This is a genomic window from Streptomyces sp. NBC_00271 (assembly GCF_036178845.1).
Taxonomy (GTDB): Bacteria; Actinomycetota; Actinomycetes; order Streptomycetales; family Streptomycetaceae; genus Streptomyces.
The window spans coordinates 7,252,464-7,276,501 of the sequence record NZ_CP108070.1 but is presented as its reverse complement, the minus strand read 5'-3'; the positions used below and the strand labels follow the sequence as shown (position 1 = coordinate 7,276,501).

At 72.1% G+C, this 24,038-nt stretch carries 22 protein-coding genes; 10 read left to right on the top strand and 12 right to left on the bottom strand.

What is annotated here, in order from left to right; genetic code table 11:
* Positions 1–39 precede the first annotated feature (39 nt).
* Together OG798_RS33205 and OG798_RS33200 are read left to right on the top strand one after the other, a co-directional pair.
* Entirely contained in the window at positions 40–420 is a 381-nt protein-coding gene (locus OG798_RS33205) for a cell wall protein (RefSeq protein ID WP_095852896.1), read from the top strand.
* A 36-nt stretch (positions 421–456) separates the two neighbouring features.
* Complete coding sequence (locus OG798_RS33200; RefSeq protein WP_121415181.1) at positions 457–1,197, top strand: DUF2625 family protein; 741 nt, start codon at positions 457–459, stop codon at positions 1,195–1,197.
* Positions 1,198–1,299: 102 nt separating this feature from the next.
* Here OG798_RS33200 and OG798_RS33195 read toward each other — a convergent pair whose 3' ends face one another.
* From OG798_RS33195 to OG798_RS33175, 5 genes are all read right to left on the bottom strand, one after another.
* Complete coding sequence (locus OG798_RS33195; protein ID WP_328758130.1) at positions 1,300–2,934, bottom strand: DEAD/DEAH box helicase; 1,635 nt, start codon at positions 2,932–2,934, stop codon at positions 1,300–1,302.
* A gap of 135 nt (positions 2,935–3,069) precedes the next feature.
* A complete protein-coding gene (locus tag OG798_RS33190; RefSeq protein ID WP_028803001.1) occupies positions 3,070–3,273 on the bottom strand; it encodes a cold-shock protein in 204 nt (67 codons plus the stop codon).
* Positions 3,274–3,466: 193 nt separating this feature from the next.
* Positions 3,467–5,005 (bottom strand): histidine ammonia-lyase, encoded by a 1,539-nt coding sequence (hutH, locus tag OG798_RS33185; RefSeq protein ID WP_095852899.1) that lies wholly within the window; start codon positions 5,003–5,005, stop codon positions 3,467–3,469.
* 99 nt (positions 5,006–5,104) lie between these two features.
* Positions 5,105–6,286 (bottom strand): GGDEF domain-containing protein, encoded by a 1,182-nt coding sequence (locus tag OG798_RS33180; RefSeq protein ID WP_095852900.1) that lies wholly within the window; start codon positions 6,284–6,286, stop codon positions 5,105–5,107.
* Between the two features lie 102 nt (positions 6,287–6,388).
* Entirely contained in the window at positions 6,389–7,195 is an 807-nt protein-coding gene (locus OG798_RS33175) for an enoyl-CoA hydratase/isomerase family protein (RefSeq protein WP_095852901.1), read from the bottom strand.
* Between the two features lie 877 nt (positions 7,196–8,072).
* Between OG798_RS33175 and OG798_RS33170 the strand changes: the two genes are divergently transcribed.
* Positions 8,073–8,534 carry a hypothetical protein gene (locus tag OG798_RS33170; RefSeq protein ID WP_097224952.1) on the top strand — a complete coding sequence of 154 codons (462 nt, stop codon included), beginning with the start codon at positions 8,073–8,075 and terminating at the stop codon, positions 8,532–8,534.
* Between the two features lie 47 nt (positions 8,535–8,581).
* On the opposite strand, the gene OG798_RS33165 is transcribed toward OG798_RS33170, so the two are convergent.
* Entirely contained in the window at positions 8,582–9,664 is a 1,083-nt protein-coding gene (locus tag OG798_RS33165; RefSeq protein WP_229889303.1) for an adenylate/guanylate cyclase domain-containing protein, read from the bottom strand.
* A gap of 364 nt (positions 9,665–10,028) precedes the next feature.
* Positions 10,029–10,895, bottom strand: coding sequence for a biotin--[acetyl-CoA-carboxylase] ligase (locus OG798_RS33160; protein WP_121415184.1), 867 nt, complete (start codon positions 10,893–10,895; stop codon positions 10,029–10,031).
* Positions 10,896–11,026: 131 nt separating this feature from the next.
* Here OG798_RS33160 and OG798_RS33155 point away from each other — a divergent pair, with 131 nt between their 5' ends.
* Positions 11,027–12,619 carry an acyl-CoA carboxylase subunit beta gene (locus OG798_RS33155; protein WP_095852904.1) on the top strand — a complete coding sequence of 531 codons (1,593 nt, stop codon included), beginning with the start codon at positions 11,027–11,029 and terminating at the stop codon, positions 12,617–12,619.
* Between the two features lie 24 nt (positions 12,620–12,643).
* Positions 12,644–12,850, top strand: coding sequence for an acyl-CoA carboxylase epsilon subunit (locus tag OG798_RS33150; RefSeq protein WP_054234735.1), 207 nt, complete (start codon positions 12,644–12,646; stop codon positions 12,848–12,850).
* On the opposite strand, the gene OG798_RS33145 is transcribed toward OG798_RS33150, so the two are convergent.
* Positions 12,847–13,980, bottom strand: coding sequence for an SGNH/GDSL hydrolase family protein (locus OG798_RS33145; RefSeq protein ID WP_267062692.1), 1,134 nt, complete (start codon positions 13,978–13,980; stop codon positions 12,847–12,849). The genes OG798_RS33150 and OG798_RS33145 overlap by 4 nt on opposite strands.
* A gap of 164 nt (positions 13,981–14,144) precedes the next feature.
* Here OG798_RS33145 and mmpB point away from each other — a divergent pair, with 164 nt between their 5' ends.
* Together mmpB and OG798_RS33135 are read left to right on the top strand one after the other, a co-directional pair.
* A complete protein-coding gene (mmpB, locus tag OG798_RS33140) occupies positions 14,145–14,273 on the top strand; it encodes a morphogenic membrane protein MmpB (protein WP_095852906.1) in 129 nt (42 codons plus the stop codon).
* Between the two features lie 99 nt (positions 14,274–14,372).
* Positions 14,373–14,993 (top strand): Maf family protein, encoded by a 621-nt coding sequence (locus OG798_RS33135; protein ID WP_095852907.1) that lies wholly within the window; start codon positions 14,373–14,375, stop codon positions 14,991–14,993.
* Here the strand turns inward: OG798_RS33135 and OG798_RS33130 are convergent, their stop codons facing one another.
* Entirely contained in the window at positions 14,994–15,527 is a 534-nt protein-coding gene (locus tag OG798_RS33130; RefSeq protein ID WP_097224954.1) for a hypothetical protein, read from the bottom strand.
* Positions 15,528–15,882: 355 nt separating this feature from the next.
* Here OG798_RS33130 and OG798_RS33125 point away from each other — a divergent pair, with 355 nt between their 5' ends.
* On the top strand, positions 15,883–17,655 hold the full coding sequence (locus OG798_RS33125; RefSeq protein ID WP_095852908.1) for an acetyl/propionyl/methylcrotonyl-CoA carboxylase subunit alpha: 1,773 nt from the start codon (positions 15,883–15,885) through the stop codon (positions 17,653–17,655).
* A 748-nt stretch (positions 17,656–18,403) separates the two neighbouring features.
* On the opposite strand, the gene OG798_RS33120 is transcribed toward OG798_RS33125, so the two are convergent.
* From OG798_RS33120 to OG798_RS33110, 3 genes are all read right to left on the bottom strand, one after another.
* A complete protein-coding gene (locus OG798_RS33120) occupies positions 18,404–19,570 on the bottom strand; it encodes an AI-2E family transporter (RefSeq protein WP_121415188.1) in 1,167 nt (388 codons plus the stop codon).
* A gap of 240 nt (positions 19,571–19,810) precedes the next feature.
* Positions 19,811–20,773 (bottom strand): DeoR/GlpR family DNA-binding transcription regulator, encoded by a 963-nt coding sequence (locus tag OG798_RS33115; RefSeq protein ID WP_095852910.1) that lies wholly within the window; start codon positions 20,771–20,773, stop codon positions 19,811–19,813.
* 167 nt (positions 20,774–20,940) lie between these two features.
* Positions 20,941–22,440, bottom strand: coding sequence for an NAD(P)H-quinone dehydrogenase (locus OG798_RS33110; RefSeq protein WP_323138749.1), 1,500 nt, complete (start codon positions 22,438–22,440; stop codon positions 20,941–20,943).
* Positions 22,441–22,532: 92 nt separating this feature from the next.
* Here OG798_RS33110 and OG798_RS33105 point away from each other — a divergent pair, with 92 nt between their 5' ends.
* Entirely contained in the window at positions 22,533–22,970 is a 438-nt protein-coding gene (locus tag OG798_RS33105) for a gamma-glutamylcyclotransferase (RefSeq protein ID WP_075028313.1), read from the top strand.
* A 163-nt stretch (positions 22,971–23,133) separates the two neighbouring features.
* The gene (locus OG798_RS33100; RefSeq protein WP_060896436.1) at positions 23,134–23,958 is read left to right on the top strand and encodes a purine-nucleoside phosphorylase; all 825 of its coding nucleotides are present in this window, start codon (positions 23,134–23,136) and stop codon (positions 23,956–23,958) included.
* Positions 23,959–24,038 lie beyond the last annotated feature (80 nt).

The following is a 24,038-nucleotide window of genomic DNA, read 5'->3' as shown; positions in this document are numbered from 1 at the left end:
ACGGCCAATTCGCCAGCGCCACAAGGGGATCGATATTACGTGTCCGCCGCTCGTCGCTCGTTGCTGACCGCCACCGCAGCGGGAACCCTTCTGGGAGCCCTGTGGTTCGTCCCGTCCGCCAACGCGACTCCGGAAAAACCTGCTCAGCACAGCAACATGTCGACGAACACCACGTCGAGAACCGCGCTGCAGGCCTCCACGGAGTCGGGCGACACCCAGTCGGGTGCCGCCGATGCGAGCGACGCCGGAGCGAACGACACGGGCTCCGACACCACCGGGTCGCAGGACAGCGGGACCCTGCTCGCCGACACCGGAAGCGTCAACACGACGCCGTACGTCGTCGGCGGAACCCTTTTCCTGGGCCTAGGCGCCGGCTTTGTGACCTACTCGGTGCGCCGGGAGCGCACGGCGGCCTTCTGAGCGCGACGCTCCGGCCCGGAACCCCACGGGATACCCATGCGAGACCTGACCGAGCTGACTGATGTCGAGGAGCCCGCGTGGCCGCTCCTCTCCGAGGCGATCTCCAACAGCAGGGTGTCCATGGACGTGCTGCCGGTGGACCCGGCACTGGCCCGTGGATCCCTGCTGCAACTGCAAGCCAGCGCGCGCTCCTCGCTCAGCTCCTTCGTGCTCAACTGCGGCGGGGTACTGCTGGACAGCGGCTGGCTGCGCATCTACGGCAGCCCCGACGACGACTCGCCTCCGGGGACGCCGAGCTTCGCCGAGGTCAACGACTTCCCCGAGCGGTTCGACCCGGCGTGGCGGCCGGAGGGCGGGCTCGTCATCGCCCATGACGTCCTCGGCGGCGTCTTCGTGGTCAACGGACCCGACCCCGCGCAGGCGAACCGCCCCGGCGGTCCCGGCGAGGTGCTGTACTTCGCGCCGGACTCCCTGCGCTGGGACGCGCTCGGCGTGGGCCACGCGGACTGGCTCCCCTGGCTCCTGGACGAAGGCGGCATAGAGCAGTTCTACGACACGCTGCGCTGGCCCGGCTGGCGCGCCGAGACGGGGCCCATGCCGGGCTCCCACGGGATCACCTTCGACCCGGTCCTGTGGACGGCCGCCAACCGCCGCGACCTTCCCGCGGCCCGCCGCCGCGCCGTCCACATGTCGGACCTCATGGACCTCCACCGAGGCACCGCCCTGGAACTCGACAAGATCGACCCGGGCTTCCTGGGCAACTTCGACGACTACTGAGAAGTTCCGGCGCCCCTGGGGGCGCGCCCCCAGGGGCGCGCCCCTCCAGGGGCGCGGGGAACTGCGCGACCAGCCCCCACCGGCCCGCAGCTGTGAACCGAGCTACGCAGCGCGACGTCCGCCGCCGCCCTGCCCGCCACGCTCCGTACGCCGCTGCTGCGGGGCACGTCCACGGCCACCGGAACGGCCCGCACCCCCCGTACCGCCACCCGTGCCGCCACCGGCCGTACCGCCGGCGGCACGCCGCGGCTGACGGCCCTGCGACTCCACACCCGAACCCGAACCCGAACCCGCTCCGGCCGGACGCCTCGCCCCGCCTCCGACCCGCGGCCGTGACCGCTTCTTCGGCTGTTCGGGTTGCTGCGGCACCTCGATGACGACCGGGACGCCGGAGGGCTCACGGGCGCCGGTGAGGCGGGCGAGCTCCTCGTCGCTGGACGCGATCCGCGCCGTGCGCGGGGTGATGCCGGCGTCGGCCATCAGCCGCGTCATCTCCCGCCGCTGCTCGGGCAGTACGAGGGTGACGACGCTGCCGGACTCACCGGCCCGGGCGGTGCGTCCGCCGCGGTGCAGGTAGTCCTTGTGGTCGGTCGGCGGGTCGACGTTGACCACGAGGTCGAGGTCGTCGATGTGGATGCCGCGCGCCGCGACGTTGGTGGCGACGAGCGCGGTGACCTGACCGTTCTTGAACTGGTCCAGGGTGCGGTTGCGCTGCGGCTGGCTGCGCCCGCCGTGCAGCGCGGACGCCCGGACACCGCTCGCGAGCAGCCGCTTGGTGAACCGGTCGGCGCCGCGCTTGGTGTCGACGAAGAGGATCACCCGGCCGTCGCGCGCCGCGATCCGCAGGGCGACGGCCTTCTTGTCGGTCTCGTCGGCGACGTGGAGCACGTGGTGCTCCATGGTGGTCACCGCGCCCGCCGAGGGGTCGACGGAGTGCACCACGGGGTCCGTGAGGAACATCTTCACGAGCCGGTCGATGTTCTTGTCGAGCGTGGCCGAGAAGAGCAGTCGCTGACCGCCCGGCTCGACCTGCTTGAGCAGCGCGGTGACCTGCGGCATGAAGCCCATGTCGGCCATCTGGTCGGCCTCGTCGAGGACCGTGATCGCGACCTGGTCGAGGACGCAGTCGCCGCGCTCGATGAGGTCCTTGAGCCGCCCGGGGGTGGCCACGAGCACCTCGGCGCCGCGCCGCAGCGTGCCGGCCTGCCGGCCGATCGACATCCCGCCGACGGCCGTGGCCACGCGCAGGTTGACCGCGGTGGCGTACGGCGTGAGGGCGTCGTCGACCTGCTGGGCGAGTTCGCGCGTGGGGACGAGGACGAGTGCGAGCGGCGCCTTCGACTCCGCCCGGCGACCCGCCGTTCGGGCCAGCAGGGCGAGTCCGAAGGCGAGCGTCTTGCCGGAGCCGGTGCGGCCACGGCCCAGGACGTCGCGTCCGGCGAGGGAGTTGGGCAGCGTCGCGCCCTGGATCGGGAAGGGCTCGGTGACGCCCTGCGCGGCGAGGGTCTTGGTGAGGGCGGCCGGCATGTCGAGCGCGTCGAAGGAGTCGACGGCGGGCAGCGCCGGGGTGATGGTCTCGGGCAGGGAGAACTCCTGCGGCGCCACAGCCTTGCGGGCCGGGCCCTTGCCGGTGCCACGGCCGCCGCCGCGGCCCGCGCCCTTCGCGAAGCCGCCGGTCTGGGCGCCACCTCGTGCGTTTGCCGGCCGCTTACGGACGGGACGTTCGGATCGAGTCATGCTGGATCTGGATTTCCTTCCTGGGCCCCACGGACTGCACGCACAGCGCTCGCAACTGACAAGCACTCACAGCACGAGCCGGGACCCGCACCCCGAAGGTGCGGGCCCCGGCTCTGGAAAAGCGCGTCCCCGAAATCAGGCGGGGATGATGTTCTCCGCCTGCAGGCCCTTCTGGCCCTGCGCGACGTCAAACGAGACCTTCTGGCCCTCCAGCAGCTCACGGAATCCGGAGCTGGCGATGTTGGAGTAGTGGGCGAAGACGTCGGGGCCGCCGCCGTCCTGCTCGATGAAGCCGAAGCCCTTTTCCGAGTTGAACCACTTCACGGTGCCAGTTGCCATGTTTTTCTCCTGAATAGGTAGGGCCCCAATCCGGAGATGCACCGGGAAAAGCCGGAGATGCCGGTAAAACAAAACGCGCCTGCGGAGGATTCCGATCAGGCGCACAAAGTAAATGGGTACCAAAAACGTATCAATGAGACAGTAGCACACTTCGGGCCGCCCCTGTGACAGCGGCGGCTCGAAGGCGCTCCGGTCAGGCCAGCGGTCCGGTCACCGGCTCCACCGCCGCCACCACCCGACCGCCGCGCACGAACGCGTCCGCCGCCTCCAGGTCCGGGGCGAGGAAGCGGTCGGGGCCCGGGCCCTGGACGCCGGCCGCGCGGACGGCCTCGATGACGGCCTGCGAGGCGGGGGCCGGGGTCAGGCCCTCGCGCAGTTCGATCGCACGGGTGGCCGCGTACAGCTCGATCGCGACGATACGGGTGAGGTTGTCCACGGCGGTGCGCAGCTTGCGTGCGGCCGACCAGCCCATGGAGACGTGGTCCTCCTGCATGGCGGAGGAGGGGATGGAGTCCGCGGACGCCGGTACGGCGAGGCGCTTCATCTCGCTCACCAGCGCCGCCTGGGTGTACTGGGCGATCATCAGGCCCGAGTCGACACCCGCGTCGTCCGCGAGGAACGGCGGCAGACCGTGCGAGCGGTTCTTGTCGAGCAGCCGGTCGGTGCGGCGCTCGGCGATCGAGCCGAGGTCGGCGGCGGCGATGGCGAGGAAGTCGAGGACGTAGGCGACCGGGGCGCCGTGGAAGTTGCCGTTCGACTCGACGCGGCCGTCGGGCAGCACGACCGGGTTGTCCACGGCGGAGGCGAGCTCGCGCTCGGCGACCGTGCGGGCGTGGGCGAGGGTGTCACGTCCGGCGCCCGCTACCTGGGGGGCGCAGCGCACGGAGTAGGCGTCCTGGACGCGCGGGGCGTCGCCCTGGTGGTGGCCGGTGAGCTCCGAGCCCTTCAGCACGGCCAGCATGTTGGCGGCGCTGGCGCTCTGTCCCGGGTGCGGGCGGATGGCGTGCAGCTCGGGGGCGAGCACCTTGTCCGTGCCGAGGAGGGCTTCGAGGGAGAGCGCGGCGGTGACGTCGGCCGACTTGTAGAGCGTCTCCAGGTCGGCGAGGGCCATGACCAGCATGCCGAGCATGCCGTCGGTGCCGTTGAGGAGGGCGAGGCCCTCCTTCTCGCGCAGTTCGACGGGGGTGATGCCGGCCTCGGCAAGCAGCTCGCCCGCGGGCCGTACGACACCGTCGGGGCCCTCGGCGTCGCCCTCGCCCATCAGCGTCAGCGCGCAGTGGGAGAGCGGGGCCAGGTCGCCGGAGCAGCCGAGCGAGCCGTACTCGTGGACGACCGGGGTGATCCGGGCGTTGAGGATGTCGGCCATGGTCTGGGCGACCTCGGGCCGCACACCGGTGTGCCCGGAGCAGACGGTCTTGAGCCGCAGGAACATCAGCGCGCGGACGACCTCGCGCTCCACGCGCGGGCCCATGCCTGCGGCGTGCGAGCGGACGATGTTGCGCTGCAGCTGGGCGCGCAGCTCCGGGCTGATGTGCCGGGTCGCGAGGGCGCCGAACCCGGTGGAGACGCCGTAGACCGGCTCCGGCTTGGCGGCCAGCGCGTCCACGATCTCGCGGGCCGCGGCGAGGGCCGCCACCGCCTCTTCGGAGAGCTCGATCCGGGCGCCGCCGCGCGCCACGGCGAGTACGTCGGACGCGGTCACTCCGGACGTCCCCACCACCACAGTGTGCATATCCATATTCAGGAGCGTACGCAGTGAATTCTGTGATGTCACTAGTGGGTGGGCGGTTGACCCCTTACTCCGACGTACGTCACACACGCCCGCGCGGACTCAGGGGCGAGGGTGCTCGTGGCGCCCACGGAAGCGGCGGCGTTCGCCCCGCGCCGGGGAGGGCGCGTCGGCGAGACGCACGACCGGGTCGTCGGGTCCCTCGCGCCCGGCGACGACGGGCTTCGCGGCCCGTACTGCCTTCGCGCGGTACTGGGCGGCGTCGGCCAGCCGGAAGAGCCGCCGCGCCGAACGCACCGGACCGATCGGGTCCCCGGTCGAGGCGACCCCGCACGCCACCCCTTCCCCCAGCTCCAACTCGGCGGCGCGGCGGCAGAGTTCGTCGGCGATGTGGACGACCTCGTCGGCCGGCGGGCCGACCGCGAGCAGGCAGAACTCGTCACCGCCGAGGCGGGCGGCGAGAGTGCCCGGGAGCATCGCCCCGCACAGCGACAGCACCGATCCGAACCGCTCGAGGAGCCGGTCGCCGACGGCGTGCCCGCGGGTGTCGTTGACGTTCTTGAGTCCGTTGAGGTCACAGACGACGAGACTGACCACGGCCCCTTCCTGCCGGTGCAGCTCGATGGCCTCGTCCAGACGTACGTCGACCGCGCGGCGGTTGGCGAGTCCGGTGAGGGCGTCCGTGAACGCGAGGCGCCGGGCCTCCTCCAGGCGCTCGGTCTGGGCGAGCCCGGCGGCGACGACGGAGGCCAGCACGGTCGCGAAGTCCGCGTCGGCCCGGTCGAAGACGGGTGCCGTGACCGGGCGGGCCACATACAGCTCGCCCCACGCCCGTCCGTGCAGCACGATCGGGGCGACGACGCAGCAGCCGCGGCGGCGCCGGCGCAGCGCGGCGACCCTCCCCCGGCTGACGCCGGGAGGTGCCCCCAGGTGGCAGTAGCCGACGGGACCGGCCGCCGGCCCGTCGGCGGTCTCCACCCAGGCGTTCGGGCCACCGCCCCCGGCCCAGCGCTCGTGCAGGAACTCGGTGATCTCCGGGAACTGGTGCACGGGGTAGGCCTCGCCGTCCGGGAACTCCTCCTCGTCCGGCGCGCGTTCGCCCACGTTCGCCAGGACCCGCAGCCGGCCGAGCTCGCGCTCCCACACGGAGAGCGCCGCGAAGCTCCCGGCGAGCGCGTGACAGGCGCCGAGCGCCGCGGCCCGCCAGGACTCGCGCGGGGTGCGTGCCGCCGCCATCCCCTGCGCCAGCTCCACCACGGCCCTCAGCCGTCTGTCCTCACCCATCACTCCAGGCTAGGGATATTCACGATGATTCGGGACATTGGTGAGGCGAACAGGGGTCCGAGTGGCCGTACCGGTGGGAGGGTGCCGGGAAGCGTGGGGGGACTACTCCCCCGGCCACCGCGGCGGGCGCTTCTCGTTGAACGCGGCGACTCCCTCCGCGCGGTCCCCCGAGAAGGCGACGGACCGCCAGGCCGCGTCCTCCACCTCCAGGCCCGCGCGCAGGTCGAGCCCGTGCCCGAGCCGCAGCGCGCGCTTGGCGGCGCGCAGGCCGACGGGGGAGTTGGCGGCGATGCGGGCGGCGAGCGCGAGGGCTTCGCCGCGGTCCTGGCCCGCGTCCACGAGTTCGTCGACGAGGCCCAGCTCCCTCGCCTCGCCCGCCTCCAGCCGCCGTGCCGAGAAGATCAGCTCGGCCGCGCGGGCCGCCCCGACCCGCCGCGGCAGCAACTGCGTACCGCCGCCTCCGGGAATCACCCCGACCGACACCTCGGGCAGCCCGAGCACCGCCGTACGGTCGGCCACGATCAGGTCGCAGGACAGGGCGAGCTCGAACCCGCCGCCGAGCGCGAAGCCGTGCACGGCGGCGATCGTCGGCATCGGCAGCTCCAGGACGCCGGTGTACGCGGCCCGTGCGACGGGGCGTTGGCGGACCAGGTCGGCATCGCTGAAGGAGTTGCGCTCCTTCAGGTCGGCGCCGACGCAGAAGGCGCGCTCGGCGGTGGAGGTCAGCACGACCACGCGCACGTCGCGCTCGCCGCCGAGCGCCTCGCAGGCGGCCGTGATGGAGCGGGCCATGTCCGTGGACACGGCGTTCATGGCCTTCGGCCGGTCGAGGGCGAGCTCCGCGACGTACGCGTGCCGCCGTACGACGACGAACTCCCCGAACCGCCGCTCGTCCCCTTGCTCCGCCATGACACCCTCCCGGTGAACGGTTAACGCGGGTTAACTCCCGATGCCTCCGATCATCGCAGCCACCCCCGCCCGGCGAAACCCGTTCCCTCCCCTCCCCTTGCCCCACGCTCCCCGTTCGAGTGACATCCCGCCCGACTCCCGCCCCACGCCCTCAAAACGCGCATAACCTGCGCACCGCCGGATGCTTCGGGGGGCGCGGGCACATCGGGGAGGGATGACCATGACGAACAGCACGACGACAGACGTGTCGAGGCCGTCGAGAACGCCGACGGACACGGGGCCCTCCGGGGGTTCAGCGGCTACGTCGGCGAGGTCGTCGGCCGCCCCCTCGCGGCCCGGCGACCCGGCACCCCGCCGGGCGCCGCGTGTGCCGACCGCCAACCCGTTGATGGCACGGGTGCCGGGCGGCCGCCCCGCGGCGGGGGGCGATGGCACACGGGCGGGGCGCGGGGCAGCCACCGACCCGCTGAGCGGCCACGTACCGGGCGGCCTCGCCGCGGCGGGGTCCCCGGCACCCGGCCGCGCTCCGGCGGCGCGTAGGGCCCCGGCCGATCCGATGGCCGGTCGCCCGGCTGCCGACCGGGCGACGCCGGATCCCAGGCCGACCGGTGGCACGACCTGGGCCCCGGCGGGGGCCGGTGGCGCGGCAACCCGCCCCGCGCCCCGCCCCGTAGGGGCCGACCGCACGCCCGCCGGTCGCCCGGCGGCAGGCCCCGCACCCGCAGGTGGCGCCTCAGCGAGGCTCGCGGAGGGCGAGGGGATCGGTCCGCCCCCGGAGCGGGGCGGCCGGGGGCGGCACCGTAAACCGCGGCCCCGGCGGGCGCTGTTCGCCGCGGGTGGGCTCGCGCTGGCCGCGGGGGCGTTGAGCCTGGCGCGGATGGCACCGGAGTCGGTCGTAGGCGGCGGGAACGCGGAGGCGGAGCCGAGGCCCGGGGTCGCCACGGACGAGGCGCTCGACGCCGCGCCGACCGCCTGGACCGTGCCCTCCGCGCATCCGGCGCCCTCGGGCCCGACCGGCGCGCAGGGCGGGGCGAGCGCGACCCCGACCTCGGGCGTGAGCCCGGCGCCCGCGGCACCGTCGACGGCCGCCTCACCCTCAGCGACGGCGACGATCCCGTCCGCCCGGGCGAGCGTCCCCGTGGGGAGCGTGCCGGACACGACCGGCATCCCGACCGCGCCCGTCGTCGTACCGTCGCAGCCGCACACGCAGCGTCCGCCGGCCCCGAGTCCCACCACCCACGCCCCGGCCCCGGCGCCCACCCAGAACCCGCCGGGTCTGTGCGTGCCGATCGTCGGCATCTGTGTGAACGATCTGGCGGGCCCCGCCGGAGGCCCTTGAGGGAAACAGGGTCTCTTGAGGGAAACGTCTCTCGAGGGAAGCAGAGCCTACGGCTGGTCGCCGTTTCGGCGGGCCAGCAGCCATGGTTCGACCACGCCGAGGCCGCGGACGGGACGCTGCCACATCGGCTGGAGGGCGAAGCGGTAGACGGGCGGCTCCTCGCCCTCCTTCTCCGCGGCGGCCGCGGCCTCGGCGGCCTCCGCCTCGGAGGCGGGCGCGTCCGCGGTGCGGATCAGTTCCTCCGCGAAGGCGCCGTCCACCAGGACGGCATCCCGTGGCGCTATCGACGTGAGCCGCGAGGCGAGGTTCACCGTCGTACCGAAGACGTCGCCCATGCGGGTCGTCACGGTGCCGAAGGCGATGCCGACGCGCAGCTCCGGCATCGTCTCGTCGTTGGCCATCGTCTCGATGAGGCGCAGGGCGATCTCGGCGGCGATCCCGGCGTCGTCCGCGGCGTACAGCACCTCGTCACCGAGGGTCTTGATGAGGCGCCCCCCGTGCGCGGCCACCAGGTCGGCGGCGGTGGTCTCGAAGGCCTCGACGAGCTCGCCGAGTTCCTCCTCCTCCATCCGGCGCGTCAGCCGCGTGAAGCCGACCAGGTCCGCGAAGCCGACGGCGAGGCGGCGGTCGACCATCTCCTCGTCGTCGCCGGCCTGGACGACGCGGCCGGTCGCGGCGGCGAGCTGGCGCCGCCAGACGTAGACGATGAACTCCTCCAGCTCGGGCAGGAGCAGCTCGATCAGGGGGTACGTGACCTCGGTGCGCGTCATGCCCGGCTCGGGGGGCTCGGTCAGGCCCTCCAGGAAGGAGTCGATCTGCCATTCGGCCAGGCGGGCCGTGGTCTGCCCGGTGGAGCGGGCGACCTGGACCGCCATCGCCTCGCTCAGCAGGCCCGCCTCGACGAGACCGGCGAGGCGCCGCAGCGCCAGTACGTCGGCCTCGGTCAGCGCCTTGGCCTGGCCGATGTCGGCGAAGCCCATGGCCCGCCAGAAACGCGAGGCCAGTTCCATGGAGACGCCTGCGCTGCGGGCGGCCTGGAAGGGGGTGTAGCGGCGCTCGGCGCCGAGGATGAGCGTTTCGAGGCGCAGCGCGAGGGGGTCCTCGCCGGAGTCGACGGACTCCTCGTCCATCCGGTTCTGCGCGTCCAAGCGGCTCTGTCCGTCCATCCGCCCGGTCGTCTCACCGGTCGGCCCGGCGGTCTTCTCGCCGGCCATGTCACCGTTCGTGTCGACGCGTGCGGGCGCCGGGTCGGTGACCGGCCCGGCGGTACGCCCCGGCTCACCGTCGGGGGCGGGGTGCGCACCCGTGCCGGAGCCCGTGTCGTCGACGGTCACGCCTGCTGCCCTTCCGATCTGCCGTGGTCAGGTATCGACCGCGCTCAACTCTACGGCAGGTGTGCGCTGGCTCACTCCTGACTCGTACGCCCGGTCGGAGCTCGGCACCACGATCGGTTCCGGACCCCACCGCTGAGTACGGTCCACCGGCCTCCTCGGCTCACGCCGGCCGCAGATGAACGATGTCCCCGGCTCCCACCGGCTGCTGTACGCCCTCCTCCGTGGCCAGGACCAGACGCCCGTCCCCGTCGACCGCCACCGCCTCCCCGGTGATCGACGTGCCGCCGGGCAGTTCGGCACGCACCACCCTTCCGAGGGTCGCGCATCCCGCGGCATACGTCTCCTGGAGACCGGAGGCGACGGGGTCGCCGGCCACGGCCCGCCACTTCACGTACCACTGCTCCAGGGAGCGCAGGACGGCCCGCAGCACGGTGTCACGGTCCGTGGTCGTGGCGCCCGCGAGGGCGAGGGAGCCCGCGCCGGGCACGGGGAGTTCGTCCTCGCGCAGGGTGACGTTGATTCCGATGCCGACGACGACCGCGTCGTTCCCGGCGCGCTCGGCGAGGATGCCGCCCGTCTTGCGCTCCTCGCCGCCCACGGTGACCAGCAGGTCGTTGGGCCACTTGAGTGCCGTGTCGACCCCCGCCACCTTGGACAGGGCCGTGGCCACCGCGACCCCGGTGAGCAGCGGGAGCCAGCCCCAGCGCTCGACGGGAACCCCGGCGGGCCTCAGCAGCACGGAGAAGAACAGGCCCGAGCGGGCCGGTGCCGTCCACTGGCGGTCCAGGCGGCCCCGCCCGGCGTTCTGCTCCTCGGCGACGAGGACGACGCCCTCGTCGGCCTTCTCGTCCGTGGCGAGGGCCACGAGGTCGGAGTTGGTGGACCCGGTGCGCGGCGTGACCCGGACATCACCCCAGAGCCCGCCCTCGCGCACCAGAGCCCGGCGCAGGGCGGTCCCGTTCAGCGGTGGACGGTCCAGGTCGGACCACGGGTTGTCGTTCGCGTCTGAAGCATCTCGCGGCGTCATGCAACCCACCCTAGGTGTGGTAAACGCCGCACTGCCGAACGGTATCGGCACCACTACCCTACGAGTCAGTAGCAACCCCCTGAGCACATCACCCTCATATTCCCACTGAGCAGGCAGGGAGCCGCACCCCGATGTCCGAGCCGGAAGAGCTGCACCACCCCGACATCCACACGACCGCGGGCAAACTCGCGGACCTGCGGCGCCGCGTCCAGGAAGCGACGCACGCCGGCTCGGCACGCGCTGTCGAAAAGCAGCACGCCAAGGGCAAGTTGACGGCCCGTGAGCGGATCGAGCTGCTGATCGACGAGGGCTCGTTCGTCGAGCTGGACGAGTTCGCGCAGCACCGCTCGACCGACTTCGGCATGGAGAACAACCGGCCCTACGGCGACGGTGTCGTCACCGGCTACGGCATGGTCGACGGCCGTCCCGTCGCCGTCTTCTCCCAGGACTTCACCGTCTTCGGTGGTGCCCTGGGCGAGGTCTTCGGCCAGAAGATCATGAAGGTGATGGACTTCGCGCTGAAGACCGGCTGTCCGGTCATCGGCATCAACGACTCCGGTGGCGCCCGCATCCAGGAGGGTGTCAGCGCGCTCGGCATGTACGGCGAGATCTTCCGCCGCAACACGCACGCCTCCGGTGTCATCCCGCAGATCTCGCTCGTCGTCGGCCCCTGCGCGGGCGGCGCGGTGTACTCCCCCGCGATCACCGACTTCACGATCATGGTCGACCAGACCTCACACATGTTCATCACGGGGCCCGACGTCATCAAGACGGTGACGGGCGAGGACGTCGGCTTCGAGGAGCTCGGCGGCGCGCGCACCCACAACGCGGTGTCGGGTGTGGCCCACCACATGGCGGGCGACGAGAAGGACGCCATCGAGTACGTCAAGCAGCTGCTGTCGTACCTGCCGTCCAACAACCTCAGTGAGCCCCCGGTCTTCCCCGAGGAGGCGGACCTCGCGCTCACGGACGAGGACCGCGAGCTGGACGTGATCGTGCCGGACAGCGCGAACCAGCCGTACGACATGCACGCGGTGATCGAACACATCCTGGACGACGCCGAGTTCTTCGAGACCCAGGCGCTGTTCGCGCCGAACATCCTCACCGGCTTCGGACGGGTCGAGGGCCGCCCGGTGGGCATCGTCGCCAACCAGCCGATGCAGTTCGCCGGCTGTCTGGACATCGACGCGTCCGAGAAGGCGGCCCGCTTCGTGCGCACCTGCGACGCCTTCAACGTCCCCGTCATCACCTTCGTGGACGTCCCCGGCTTCCTGCCGGGCGTCGACCAGGAGCACACGGGCATCATCCGCCGCGGCGCCAAGCTGATCTACGCGTACGCCGAGGCGACCGTCCCGCTCATCACGGTCATCACCCGCAAGGCCTTCGGCGGCGCCTACGACGTCATGGGCTCCAAGCACCTGGGCGCGGACCTCAACCTCGCCTGGCCGACCGCCCAGATCGCGGTGATGGGCGCGCAGGGCGCGGTGAACATCCTGCACCGCCGCACCATCGCCACCGCCGAGGACCAGGACGCCACCCGGGCCCGCTTGATCCAGGAGTACGAGGACACCCTCCTCAACCCCTACACGGCGGCCGAACGCGGCTACATCGACGCGGTGATCATGCCCTCCGACACCCGCTCCCACGTCGTACGGGGCCTGCGTCAGCTGCGTACGAAGCGGGAATCACTCCCTCCGAAGAAGCACGGCAACATCCCGCTCTAGAACCCCGGACCCTTGGGAGCAGACATGACGATCAAGGTCGTACGGGGCAATCCGACCCCGGAGGAGCTGGCCGCCGCTCTGGCGGTGGTCCGAGCGCGCGCCGCGGCGGCCACCACGCCGCCCGGCGCGCCCGGCACCCGGGACTCCTGGTCGGACCCGTCCCGCATAGCCGCCCAGCACCTGCCCCAGCCGGGCCCCACGGCATGGACGCGCACGTACTGGCCCGCCTAGAAGCACCGCGCCACCTCCTCGGCCATCACCTCGTACCCGGCGTCATTGGGGTGCAGGTGATCGCCGAAGTCGTACACACCCCGTAGCCGGTCCGGATCCCCCGGATCGGCCAACACCCCGTTGAGGTCCACCACCGCGTCCCACTCCCCCGCCCCGAGAATCCACCCGTTCACCTCACGGCTCACCTTCGCCGCCCGCTCCCCCCAGTGATCGGACCCCCCGAAGGGGAGCAGCGTCGCCCCGATCGCCCGCAGCCCCCGCCCACGAGCCTGTCGTATCAGCTCCCGGTACCCGTCGATGAGTTCATCGGCCTCCACCACGGGCGCGGGCTTGTACGTCGGCTGTTCGTCCGTCTCGCTGAACCCGATGTCGTTGAGCCCCAGCAGCACGACGACCGCCTCGACCCCGGCCTGTTCGAGAACGTCCCGTCCGAACCGTCGGACGCCCTTCTCCCCGTACCAGGCGGAGTCGTTCAGCAGCAGGTTCCCGCCGATGCCGGCGCCCAGAACGGGCCGCCCCGTACGCTCGGCGAGCGCGTCCGACCAGCGGCGGTTCGCGCCCGGCGTCGAGCCGAACCCGTCCACGATGGAGTCCCCGAAGAGCACGACACCGTCCGTACGGCCGCCCGCGTCGACCTCGACGGCCGACAGGAAGTACCAGGACTCGCTCGTCACGCCGAATCCGTCGCCGTCGAGGTCGTCGAGGCGGTCCCCTTCGCCCCGGTGACTCGTCGCGAAGGCCTGGGCGTGGAAGGTCGCGGGCCCGGTGACGGCGTCGAGGTGCAGGGTGACGGTCACGGACTCCAGGGCCTCCACCACGAGTTCGGCGGGGTCGCTGGCGACCTGTCCGCGCGCCGGGATCTCGACGCCCCCGGCCCCCTCGAAGGTGAGCCGCCGCAGTGAGCCGGGCTCGACACCGGCCCCCTCTCCCGCACGGGCCACGGTGGCCCCGGCGATCCGCAGCGGCGAGGTGCCGTACGCGTTCGACAGTCGTATACGAACCCGGCCGCCGCCCGCCCCGATGCGGACGACCTGGCGCAGGGTCTGACGCCAGAAGCCCTCCTGGGACCAGTTGGCAGTGAAGCCCACGGCGGGGAGCTGGGGCGATGCGGTCCAGGCGGTGGTGAACACGGCAGCTGCCTCCCTAAAAGGGACCAGAGTTCCTTTAGCGAATGGCGTGACCGTAGCAGGCGGACGCACACTAAAGGAACCCTGGACCCGTTTAATCGGGTCGGGCGCAAGTTGAGTACGCGTACTCAGGCGGTCTGCGCCCTCGCCGCCGCACGATCGAAGGCATGCTGTGGTCCGACCCGGAGAACGAGCCGCCCAAAGAACTTCGCGACATGCAGGAGATGTTGCGGCGGCTCGGCCTTCTCCTGGCGTTGGCCATGCTGCTCGCGATGATCGTCCTCGGAGTGATGTGATCGGCGGGGCGTGATCGACGCGAGGTGATCGGCGCGGCGTGTTCGGCGCAAGGCGAAAGGGCGACGGGGGCGACACGCCCACGCCGATACTCTGACCGCATGACTGATCAGCCGCGCCGCCGCCTCGTGCTCGCCTCGCAGTCCCCCGCCCGGCTCGGCCTGCTGCGCCAGGCCGGACTCGACCCCGAGGTCATCGTGAGCGGCGTCGACGAGGACGCCGTCTCCGCCCCGACCCCCGCCGAACTCGCGCTCGCCCTGGCCGAGGCCAAGGCCTCCGTCGTGGCCGCCCGGACCGAGGTCCAGGGCGCCCTGGTGATCGGCTGCGACTCGGTCCTCGACCTGGACGGCGAGGCACTGGGCAAGCCCAAGGACGCCGAGGAGGCCACCGCACGCTGGAAGGCGATGCGCGGCCGGGCCGGCACCCTCCAGACGGGACACTGCGTCTACGACACGGCCGCCAAGCGCTACGCGTCGGGGACCGCGTCCACAGTGGTCCGCTTCGGCGACCCGACCGACGCCGAGATCGCCGCGTACGTCGCCTCGGGCGAGCCGCTCCACGTCGCCGGGGCCTTCACGCTCGACGGCCGCTCGGCCCCCTTCATCGAGGGCATCGACGGCGACCACGGCAACGTCATCGGCATCTCCCTGCCGCTGGTGCGCCGCCTGCTGGCCGAACTGGGCGTGGGCATCACGGAGTTGTGGGCCCCACGGGAGAAGTGATCAGGACGCGCTCGGTGTCGGGGGCGCCGTGATGGGGGATCCCCCGGTACCTCCGTTCGTGCCCCCGTTCGCGTCCCCTTTCGCGCCCCCGTTGCCGTCCTCGCCGCCCGCGCCGTCGCCCGGCGCGGCGTCGGCGGGACCCGCGCCGCGGTCGAAGGCCAACAGGGTGAACACGATCAGCCCGAGCGCCACCATCATGAACACGAACGCGCCCCAGCCCACCAGGCCCACCGTGAACGCGCCGAGCAGACCGTGCACCACGGCGGCGCTGATCAGCAGGATGCGGCCGAAGAGGCCCGGGGCGCGGTCGCGCACCGCAACGAGCAGCGCGGCGACGCCGCACAGCGCGAAGTAGAGGCCGAAGACCAGCCCCCCGACCTTGGACGAGACGGACATCATGTCCGAGTCGAGACCCGCAAGAGACATGTCCTGGCGGTCGACGACCACGCCGAGGAACCAGTTCAGCAGCGCGATGCCGATCGCCTCCACGAAGAGCACGATCGCCGCCACCCACGCCACCGGTCTGCGCACCACCGGTCCCCACCCACTTCCGAGTGCTGTTACCCCAAGTATGTTCGAGACCTCCCGAACGCTACTAACGGGTAAACGCCGGGACAAGGGTTCGGCCGCGGGCAAAGAATCCTTGGGCCATTCGTAGGGACTCCACAAAGAAACGCTGTGCGTCGCAGCACGGCCTCACAGAGACCTTGGCCACACAGGAGGGCTAGGGTTCAGCCAAGGATTCCTGCGTACCGCGGTGTGACAAGGGATCTCGCGGGTCGAGCGAGCCTCGAATCACGCTCCGTGTGGGCAAGCTCACCATTGGGGACGGGTCGAAAGGTCGTGTCGGCAGTCCCTAAACTCGGCTTGTTTCAAGGAGGGAGCCATCGTGCGCAAGGTGCTCATCGCCAACCGTGGCGAAATCGCTGTCCGCGTGGCCCGGGCGTGCCGGGATGCCGGGATCGCGAGCGTTGCCGTGTATGCGGAACCAGACAGGGACGCTCTGCATGTCCGGGCGGCGGACGAGGCGTTCGCTTTGGGCGGTGACACCCCCGCCACCAGCTACCTGGACATCGCCAAGGTCCTCCAGGCCGCCAAGGACTCCGGCGCGGACGCCATCCACCCGGGCTACGGCTTCCTGTCGGAGAACGCCGAGTTCGCCCAGGCGGTCCTGGACGCCGGCCTGACCTGGATCGGCCCGCCTCCGCAGGCCATCCGCGACCTCGGCGACAAGGTCGCCGCCCGCCACATCGCCCAGCGCGCCGGCGCCCCCCTCGTCGCGGGCACCCCCGACCCGGTGAACGGCGCCGACGAGGTCGTCGCCTTCGCCAAGGAGCACGGGCTGCCGATCGCGATCAAGGCCGCCTTCGGCGGCGGCGGACGCGGCCTGAAGGTCGCCCGCACCCTCGAAGAGGTCCCCGAGCTCTACGACTCCGCCGTGCGTGAGGCGGTCGCCGCGTTCGGCCGCGGCGAGTGCTTCGTCGAGCGCTACCTCGACAAGCCCCGCCACGTCGAGACCCAGTGCCTGGCCGACACCCACGGCAACGTCGTCGTCGTCTCCACCCGCGACTGCTCCCTCCAGCGCCGCCACCAGAAACTGGTCGAAGAGGCCCCCGCGCCGTTCCTGTCGGACGCCCAGGTGGCGGAGCTGTACTCCTCCTCCAAGGCGATCCTCAAGGAGGCCGGTTACGTCGGCGCCGGCACCGTGGAGTTCCTCGTCGGCATGGACGGCACGATCTCCTTCCTCGAGGTCAACACCCGCCTCCAGGTCGAGCACCCCGTCACCGAGGAAGTCGCCGGCATCGACCTCGTCCGCGAGATGTTCCGCATCGCCGACGGCGAGGAACTCGGCTACGGCGACCCCGCCCTGCGCGGCCACTCCTTCGAGTTCCGCATCAACGGCGAGGACCCGGGACGCAACTTCCTGCCCGCCCCCGGCACGGTGACGCTGTTCGCCCCGCCGTCCGGACCGGGCGTGCGCCTGGACGCGGGCGTCGAATCCGGCAGTGTGATCGGTCCGGCCTGGGACTCCCTGCTCGCCAAGCTGATCGTCACCGGCGCCACCCGCGAGCAGGCGCTCCAGCGCGCCGCCCGCGCGCTGGAGGAGTTCCAGGTCGAGGGCATGGCGACCGCCATCCCGTTCCACCGCGCGGTGGTCCAGGACCCGGCCTTCGCCCCCGAACTGACCGGCTCCGCCGACCCGTTCACGGTCCACACCCGCTGGATCGAGACCGAGTTCAACAACGAGATCCCCGCGTTCACGGCCCCCGCGGACATGGAGACCGACGAGGAGCCGGGCCGCGAGACGGTTGTCGTCGAGGTCGGCGGCAAGCGCCTCGAGGTCTCGCTGCCGTCCTCGCTGGGCATGTCCCTGGCCCGCACCGGCCTCGCCGCCGGCGCCAAGCCCAAGCGCCGCGCGGCCAAGAAGTCCGGCCCGGTCGCCTCCGGTGACACGCTCGCCTCGCCCATGCAGGGCACGATCGTCAAGGTCGCGGTCGAGGAGGGCCAGGAGGTCAAGGAGGGCGACCTCGTCGTCGTCCTGGAGGCCATGAAGATGGAACAGCCCCTCAACGCCCACCGCTCCGGCACCATCAAGGGCCTGAGCGCGGAGGTCGGCGCGTCCATCACGTCCGGCGCCGCGATCTGTGAGATCAAGGACTGACAACACGGTCGTACGACACCCGAAGCGCCCGCCGAACCGAGCAATCGGTCCGCCGGGCGCTTCGCCGTTCCCCACAACAACCGGCCCGCTTTCCCCGGCCCCCAGCCCACAGCCCGCCCCTCCGAGCCCCGGGCCGCGGGCTTGGGGGCCGGGGGCCGGGGCCGGGAGCCAGGGGTCGGGGACCGGGAGCCGGGGGCCGGGAGCCGGGGGCCGGGGGTCGGGAGCCGGGCCGCAGGTAGGGGGCCGGGCCGGAGGCCGGGAGCCCGAGGCCGGGAGCCCGAGGCCGGGGGTCGGGAGCCGGGGGTCGGGAGCCGGGCCGCAGGTAGGGGGCCGGGAGCCGGAGGCCGGAGGCCGGGAGCCCGAGGCCGGGAGCCCGAGGCCGGGAGCCGGGGGCCGGGAGCCGGGGGCCGGGGGTCGGGAGCCGGGGGCCGGGGGTCGGGAGCCGGGCCGCAGGTAGGGGGCCGGGCCGCAGGCCGGAGGCCGGGAGCCGGAGGCCGGGGGTCGGGCCGGAGGTCGGGGGCCAGGGGCCAGGGGCCGGAGAAATCGTCGCCTCAGCGGTGAGCGGCCGGGGAGGTCCGGCCCGCGCCGGACCCGCACCTCACGAATCGCGACGGCCCGCACACCGTCCTCCCGGCGGCGGCCCGCAGACCGCCTCACCCAGCGGCAGGCCGCAGACCATCCTCCGGGTCACAGCCCGTCGACCATCTCCCCCAAACCCAAGCCGCCCCAGGTCGGGGAATTCGTCGTCTCAGCCGGGTGAGCGGCCGGGGTGGGGTGGGTCGGGGTGGGTTCGGATCTCGCTGATCACGGACCAGGCGACCGACACCATCGGGACGGCGACGACCGCGCCGATCACACCGGCGAGGATGCCGCCCGAGATGACGGACAGGGCCACGACCACCGGGTGCAGCCGGACCGCCCAGCTCAGCACGAGCGGGTGCAGGACGTGGCCCTCGATCTGGCCGACGACCACGATCATGGCGAGCACCACGAGCGCGATGACCGGCCCCCGTGAGGCCAGCGCGACGACCGTGGCCACGGCCAGCGCGATGGGCGAGCCCACCAGCGGGATGAACGCGGCGAAGAACTCCAGCAGGGTCAACGGCAGGGCCAGCGGCACGCGCAGCGCGAACAGGGCGATCCCGACCAGTACGGCGTTGGTGGCGGCCACGATGATGATGCCGCGGGTGTACCCGGCGAACGTCCGCCACGCGGCCCGTCCCCCGCGGCCCCAGGGATCCCGGGCACTCTCGGGCAGCAGGCCCTGGAACCACTGCCAGAACCTGTCCCCGGAGTGGATGAAGAACAGCGAGCAGAACAGCGCGAGCACCCCTCCGGTCAACACCTCCACCGCCCGCCCGACACCGCTGAGGGCGCTGCTGATCAGCGCGGAGCGGTGCTCCGAGAGGTACGTCCTCACCTTGCCCTGAAAGTTCGACAGCACGGTGTGGCGGACGCGGAAGGGAGGCCCCTCCAGCCACCGCTGGATCCGCCCGATGCCCCCGGCGAACTGCTGCCCCAACTGGTCCCACTCGCCCGCGACCAGGCCGCCGACCAGCGCCAGCAGCCCGAGCATCAGCACCAGACTGCCCACGACGCTCACCACGACGGCCAGGGACCGGGGCATGCGCCGCGCCAGCAGATCGGCCAGGGGACGCAGCACCGAGGTCACCACCAGCGCGAGGAACAACGCCACGGCGACCAGTTGCAACCGGCCCAGGATCTTGAAGGCCGCGTACACGGCCACCCCGAGCACCAGCATCCGCCATGCGTACGCCGCGGCCACCCGCAGCCCCTGGTTCACCGGCACGTCGTCGCGCTCCGTGGCACGCCGGACCGTCGTCCCCGCCGTACGGGGCCGTGCCACCGCCTTCACTCCGCGGGCGGACCGGCTCCCCAGGACGACGTACCGCATCCGTCGCCGGTGCGAACGGCGCGATCCGTCGTTCACCTGTGCGTCACCGCCTCCCGTCGCCGTGTCAGGGACAGGTTGCGGGTGGACGAGGAGCCGTCGCAAGCCGGGACGCATGCGGACAAACCGCACCCGTACGCCGTGAGCTGCGCCGCTTCCCCGTAGCGCGACCGGGGGACGGTCGAGTGGAAGGTGCCCGGCGTACGCCATACGGCCCAGGGCGGTGCACGCCGGTCGAGTCGGTCAGCGGCGGCGCAAATCCGCCACTCGCGCCCGCTCCCCCGGGGACTGCTCGCCCAGGACGGTAGCGCTGCGCAACTGCGGTCCCGCACCCGGCACCTGACCGCGGCGCGGACCGGGGAGAGGCATGTCCCGGCGCGGCTGGCGCCCCGCCGGGACCGCGTCCCCTCCCGTGCCGCCGCCGGACTGTCCGGCCACCGCGATCTGTACGCCCTGGTCCGCCAGGGCCTGCAGTTCGGTGACCGCGCGGTCGTCGTGCGCGGGCGGCTCGTCCGTGACCAGGCGGGTGATCAGATCGGTCGGCACCGTCTGGAACATGGTGTCGGTGCCGAGCTTGGTGTGGTCGGCGAGGACGACGACCTCGGCGGCGGCCTGCACCAGCGCGCGGTCGACGGACGCCGACAGCATGTTGGAGGTGGACAGCCCACGCTCGGCGGTGAGCCCACTGCCGGAGAGGAAGGCCCGCGAGACCCGCAGCCCCTGGAGGGACTGCTCGGCGCCGCTGCCGACCAATGCGTAGTTGGAACCGCGCAGGGTGCCGCCGGTCATCACGACCTCGACGCGGTTGGCATGGGCCAGCGCCTGCGCCACCAGCAGGGAGTTGGTGACGACGGTCAGCCCGGGCACCCGCGCGAGCCGGCGAGCCAGCTCCTGCGTAGTGGTGCCCGCGCCCACCACGATGGCCTCGCCCTCTTCGACGAGACCCGCGGCGAGATCGGCGATGGCCGTCTTCTCGGCGGTCGCGAGATGCGATTTCTGCGGAAAGCCGGACTCCCGCGTGAACCCGCCCGGCAATACCGCACCGCCATGCCGGCGGTCGAGGAGTCCTTCTGCCTCCAGTGCGCGCACGTCCCGCCGTACGGTCACTTCGGAGGTCTGGACGACGCGGGCGAGCTCACGGAGCGACACGGCCCCGTTCGCTCGCACCATTTCGAGGATCAATTGGCGACGTTCTGCAGCGAACACGAAACTGACAGTAACCCCAACGACCGTCTGCTTTCAGCAGTTTGCGCCGAATAACAGAAGTTGTTCGCATGGCAGTACGTGAAGTGGTATACGCGCCTACTCGCGCCGCCTATGCCGTACGAATGGTCGACAACTCCCCGTGACCAGCGGGAAGTCGGGGTGGGACGTCAGCCTTCGTCGCCCGCCTTGCGGGTGTGCAACTGCCGGGCGACCTCGGCGATCGAGCCCGAAAGGGAGGGGTACACGGTGAACGCGTTCGCGATCTGTTCGACCGTCAGATTGTTGTCGACCGCGATCGAGATGGGATGGATCAGTTCCGAGGCGCGCGGCGCGACGACCACACCACCGACGATGATCCCGGTGCCGGGGCGGCAGAAGATCTTGACGAAACCGTCCCGGATGCCCTGCATCTTGGCGCGCGGGTTGCGCAGCAGGGGCAGCTTGACGACCCGGGCGTCGATCTTGCCCGCGTCCACGTCGGCCTGCGAGTAGCCGACGGTGGCGATCTCGGGGTCGGTGAAGACGTTGGACGAGACGGTCTTCAGGTTCAGCGGAGCGACCGCGTCGCCCAGGAAGTGGTACATGGCGATACGTCCCTGCATCGCCGCGACGGAGGCGAGGGCGAAGACGCCCGTCACGTCACCGGCGGCGTACACGCCCGGGGCGGTGGTCCTGGAGACCTTGTCGGTCCAGATGTGCCCGGAGTCCCTGACCCTGACCCCGGCCTCCTCCAGACCCATGCCGCTGCTGTTCGGGATGGCGCCGACGGCCATCAGACAGTGCGAGCCGCTGATGACCCGGCCGTCGGAGAGCGTGACCTCGACCCGGTCGCCGACCCGCTTGGCGGACTCGGCACGGGAGCGGGCCATGACGTTCATGCCACGGCGCCGGAACACGTCCTCCAGCACGGCGGCGGCGTCCGGGTCCTCGCCCGGCAGCACGCGGTCGCGGCTGGAGACGAGCGTGACGCGCGACCCGAGCGCCTGGTAGGCACCGGCGAACTCGGCACCGGTGACACCGGAACCGACGACGATGAGCTCCTCCGGGAGCTCGTCGAGGTCGTAGACCTGCGTCCAGTTCAGAATCCGCTCGCCGTCCGGCTGCGCGTCGGGCAGCTCACGCGGATGCCCGCCGGTGGCGATCAGCACCGCGTCGGCGACGAGCGTCTCCTCGGTCCCGTCCGCGGCCCGTACGACGACCTTGCGCGAGCCGTCCAGGGACTGCATGCCCTCCAGTCGCCCACGCCCGCGCAGCACCCGCGCGCCGGCCCGCGTCACGGAGGCCGTGATGTCGTGCGACTGCGCGAGCGCGAGCCGCTTCACACGCCGGTTGACCTTCCCGAGGTCGACGCCGACGACCCGGGCCGCCTGCTCCGCGGGAGGGGTGTCGTCGGCGACGATGATCCCCAGCTCCTCGTACGACGAGTCGAAGGTGGTCATCACCTCGGCCGTCGCGATAAGGGTCTTCGACGGTACGCAGTCGGTGAGCACCGACGCCCCGCCCAGACCGTCGCAGTCGACGACGGTCACCTCCGCGCCGAGCTGGGCGGCTACCAGCGCCGCCTCATATCCGCCGGGTCCGCCACCGATGATCACGATCCGAGTCACGTACTCCATTGTCCCGCACGCTTCAAGATGCTTCCGCCCGGGGGCCGCGCCCGCCCGCATCCGAGCCCCTTCCGTTATGCACTCATCCGTTATGCGCTTATGCGTTCTGTTACGCAAGAGGCTCCTGTGTTCCCTGCCGTACCCTCGACCTCATGTCGCTCTACGCCGCGTACGCCGGCAATCTCGACCCGCGGCTCATGACGCGCCGCGCCCCGCACTCGCCGCTGCGCGCCACGGGCTGGCTGAACGGCTGGCGGCTGACGTTCGGGGGCGAGCACATGGGCTGGGAAGGCGCGCTGGCGACCCTCGTCGAGGCCCCCCGCTCGCAGGTCTTCGTGGCGCTGTACGACATCGCCCCCCTGGACGAGGACTCCATGGACCGCTGGGAGGGCGTGGGCCTCGACATATATCGCCGGATGCGCGTACGGGTGCACACGCTGGAGGGCGAGGAACCCGCGTGGGTGTACGTACTGAACGGGTACGAGGGCGGACTCCCCTCCGCGCGCTACCTCGGTGAGATCGCCGACGCTGCGGAGTCGGCGGGCGCGCCCCACGACTACGTGATGGAACTGCGCAAGCGTCCCTGCTGAGGGGCCCTTCCGCGCCCCGGGCGACCCTGCCGCCGACGCCCCTCGTGGGAAGCGCCGGTCCGCCTCGTTCCCACCCGTTCGTTGGAAACGACAAGACAACGATCGCAAGACCGTGACCTCTGTCATCTACGCGCGTAGGCCTGGACCGGCTACCCTCATGCGCGTGAACGCATCTCTTCTTCCGGACGACATCCAGGGCGACCCCCACGCCGCCGCTGACGCCGCAGCCACCCGCCTGCGGGAGCTGACGGGCGCCGAGACCCACGACGTCGCGCTCGTGATGGGCTCCGGCTGGGCTCCGGCCGTGGACGCCCTCGGCACCCCCGAGGCCGAGTTCCAGGTCACCGAGCTGCCCGGGTTCCCCCCGCCGGCGGTCGAGGGGCACGGCGGCAAGATCCGCTCGTACAAGGTCGGTGACAAGCGGGCCCTGGTCTTCCTCGGCCGCACCCACTACTACGAGGGCCGCGGGGTCGCCGCCGTCGCGCACGGCGTGCGTACCGCCGTCGCCGCGGGCTGCAAGACCATCGTGCTCACCAACGGCTGCGGTGGTCTGCGCGCGGACATGCGCCCCGGCCAGCCGGTGCTGATCAGCGACCACATCAACCTGACGGCGACGTCCCCGATCGTCGGGGCGAACTTCGTCGACCTCACCGACCTGTACTCGCCGCGGCTGCGCGCCCTCTGCAAGGAGGTCGACCCCACCCTGGAGGAGGGCGTCTACGCGCAGTTCACCGGGCCGCACTACGAGACGCCGGCCGAGATCCGGATGGCCCGTGTCCTCGGCGCGGACCTCGTCGGCATGTCGACGGTTCTCGAAGCGATCGCCGCGCGTGAGGCCGGTGCGGAGGTTCTCGGCATCTCCCTCGTCACCAACCTCGCCGCCGGTATGACGGGCGAGCCTCTCAACCACGAAGAGGTCCTCCAGGCGGGCCGCGACTCCGCGACCCGCATGGGCGCCCTCCTCACCCAGGTCCTGGACCGCCTGTAGAGCTTCATCGCCCCCGCCCGTCCCATCCTCAAACGCCGGACGGGCTGAAGACGCGCGCAGCGCCCCTTCAGGGGCGCGGG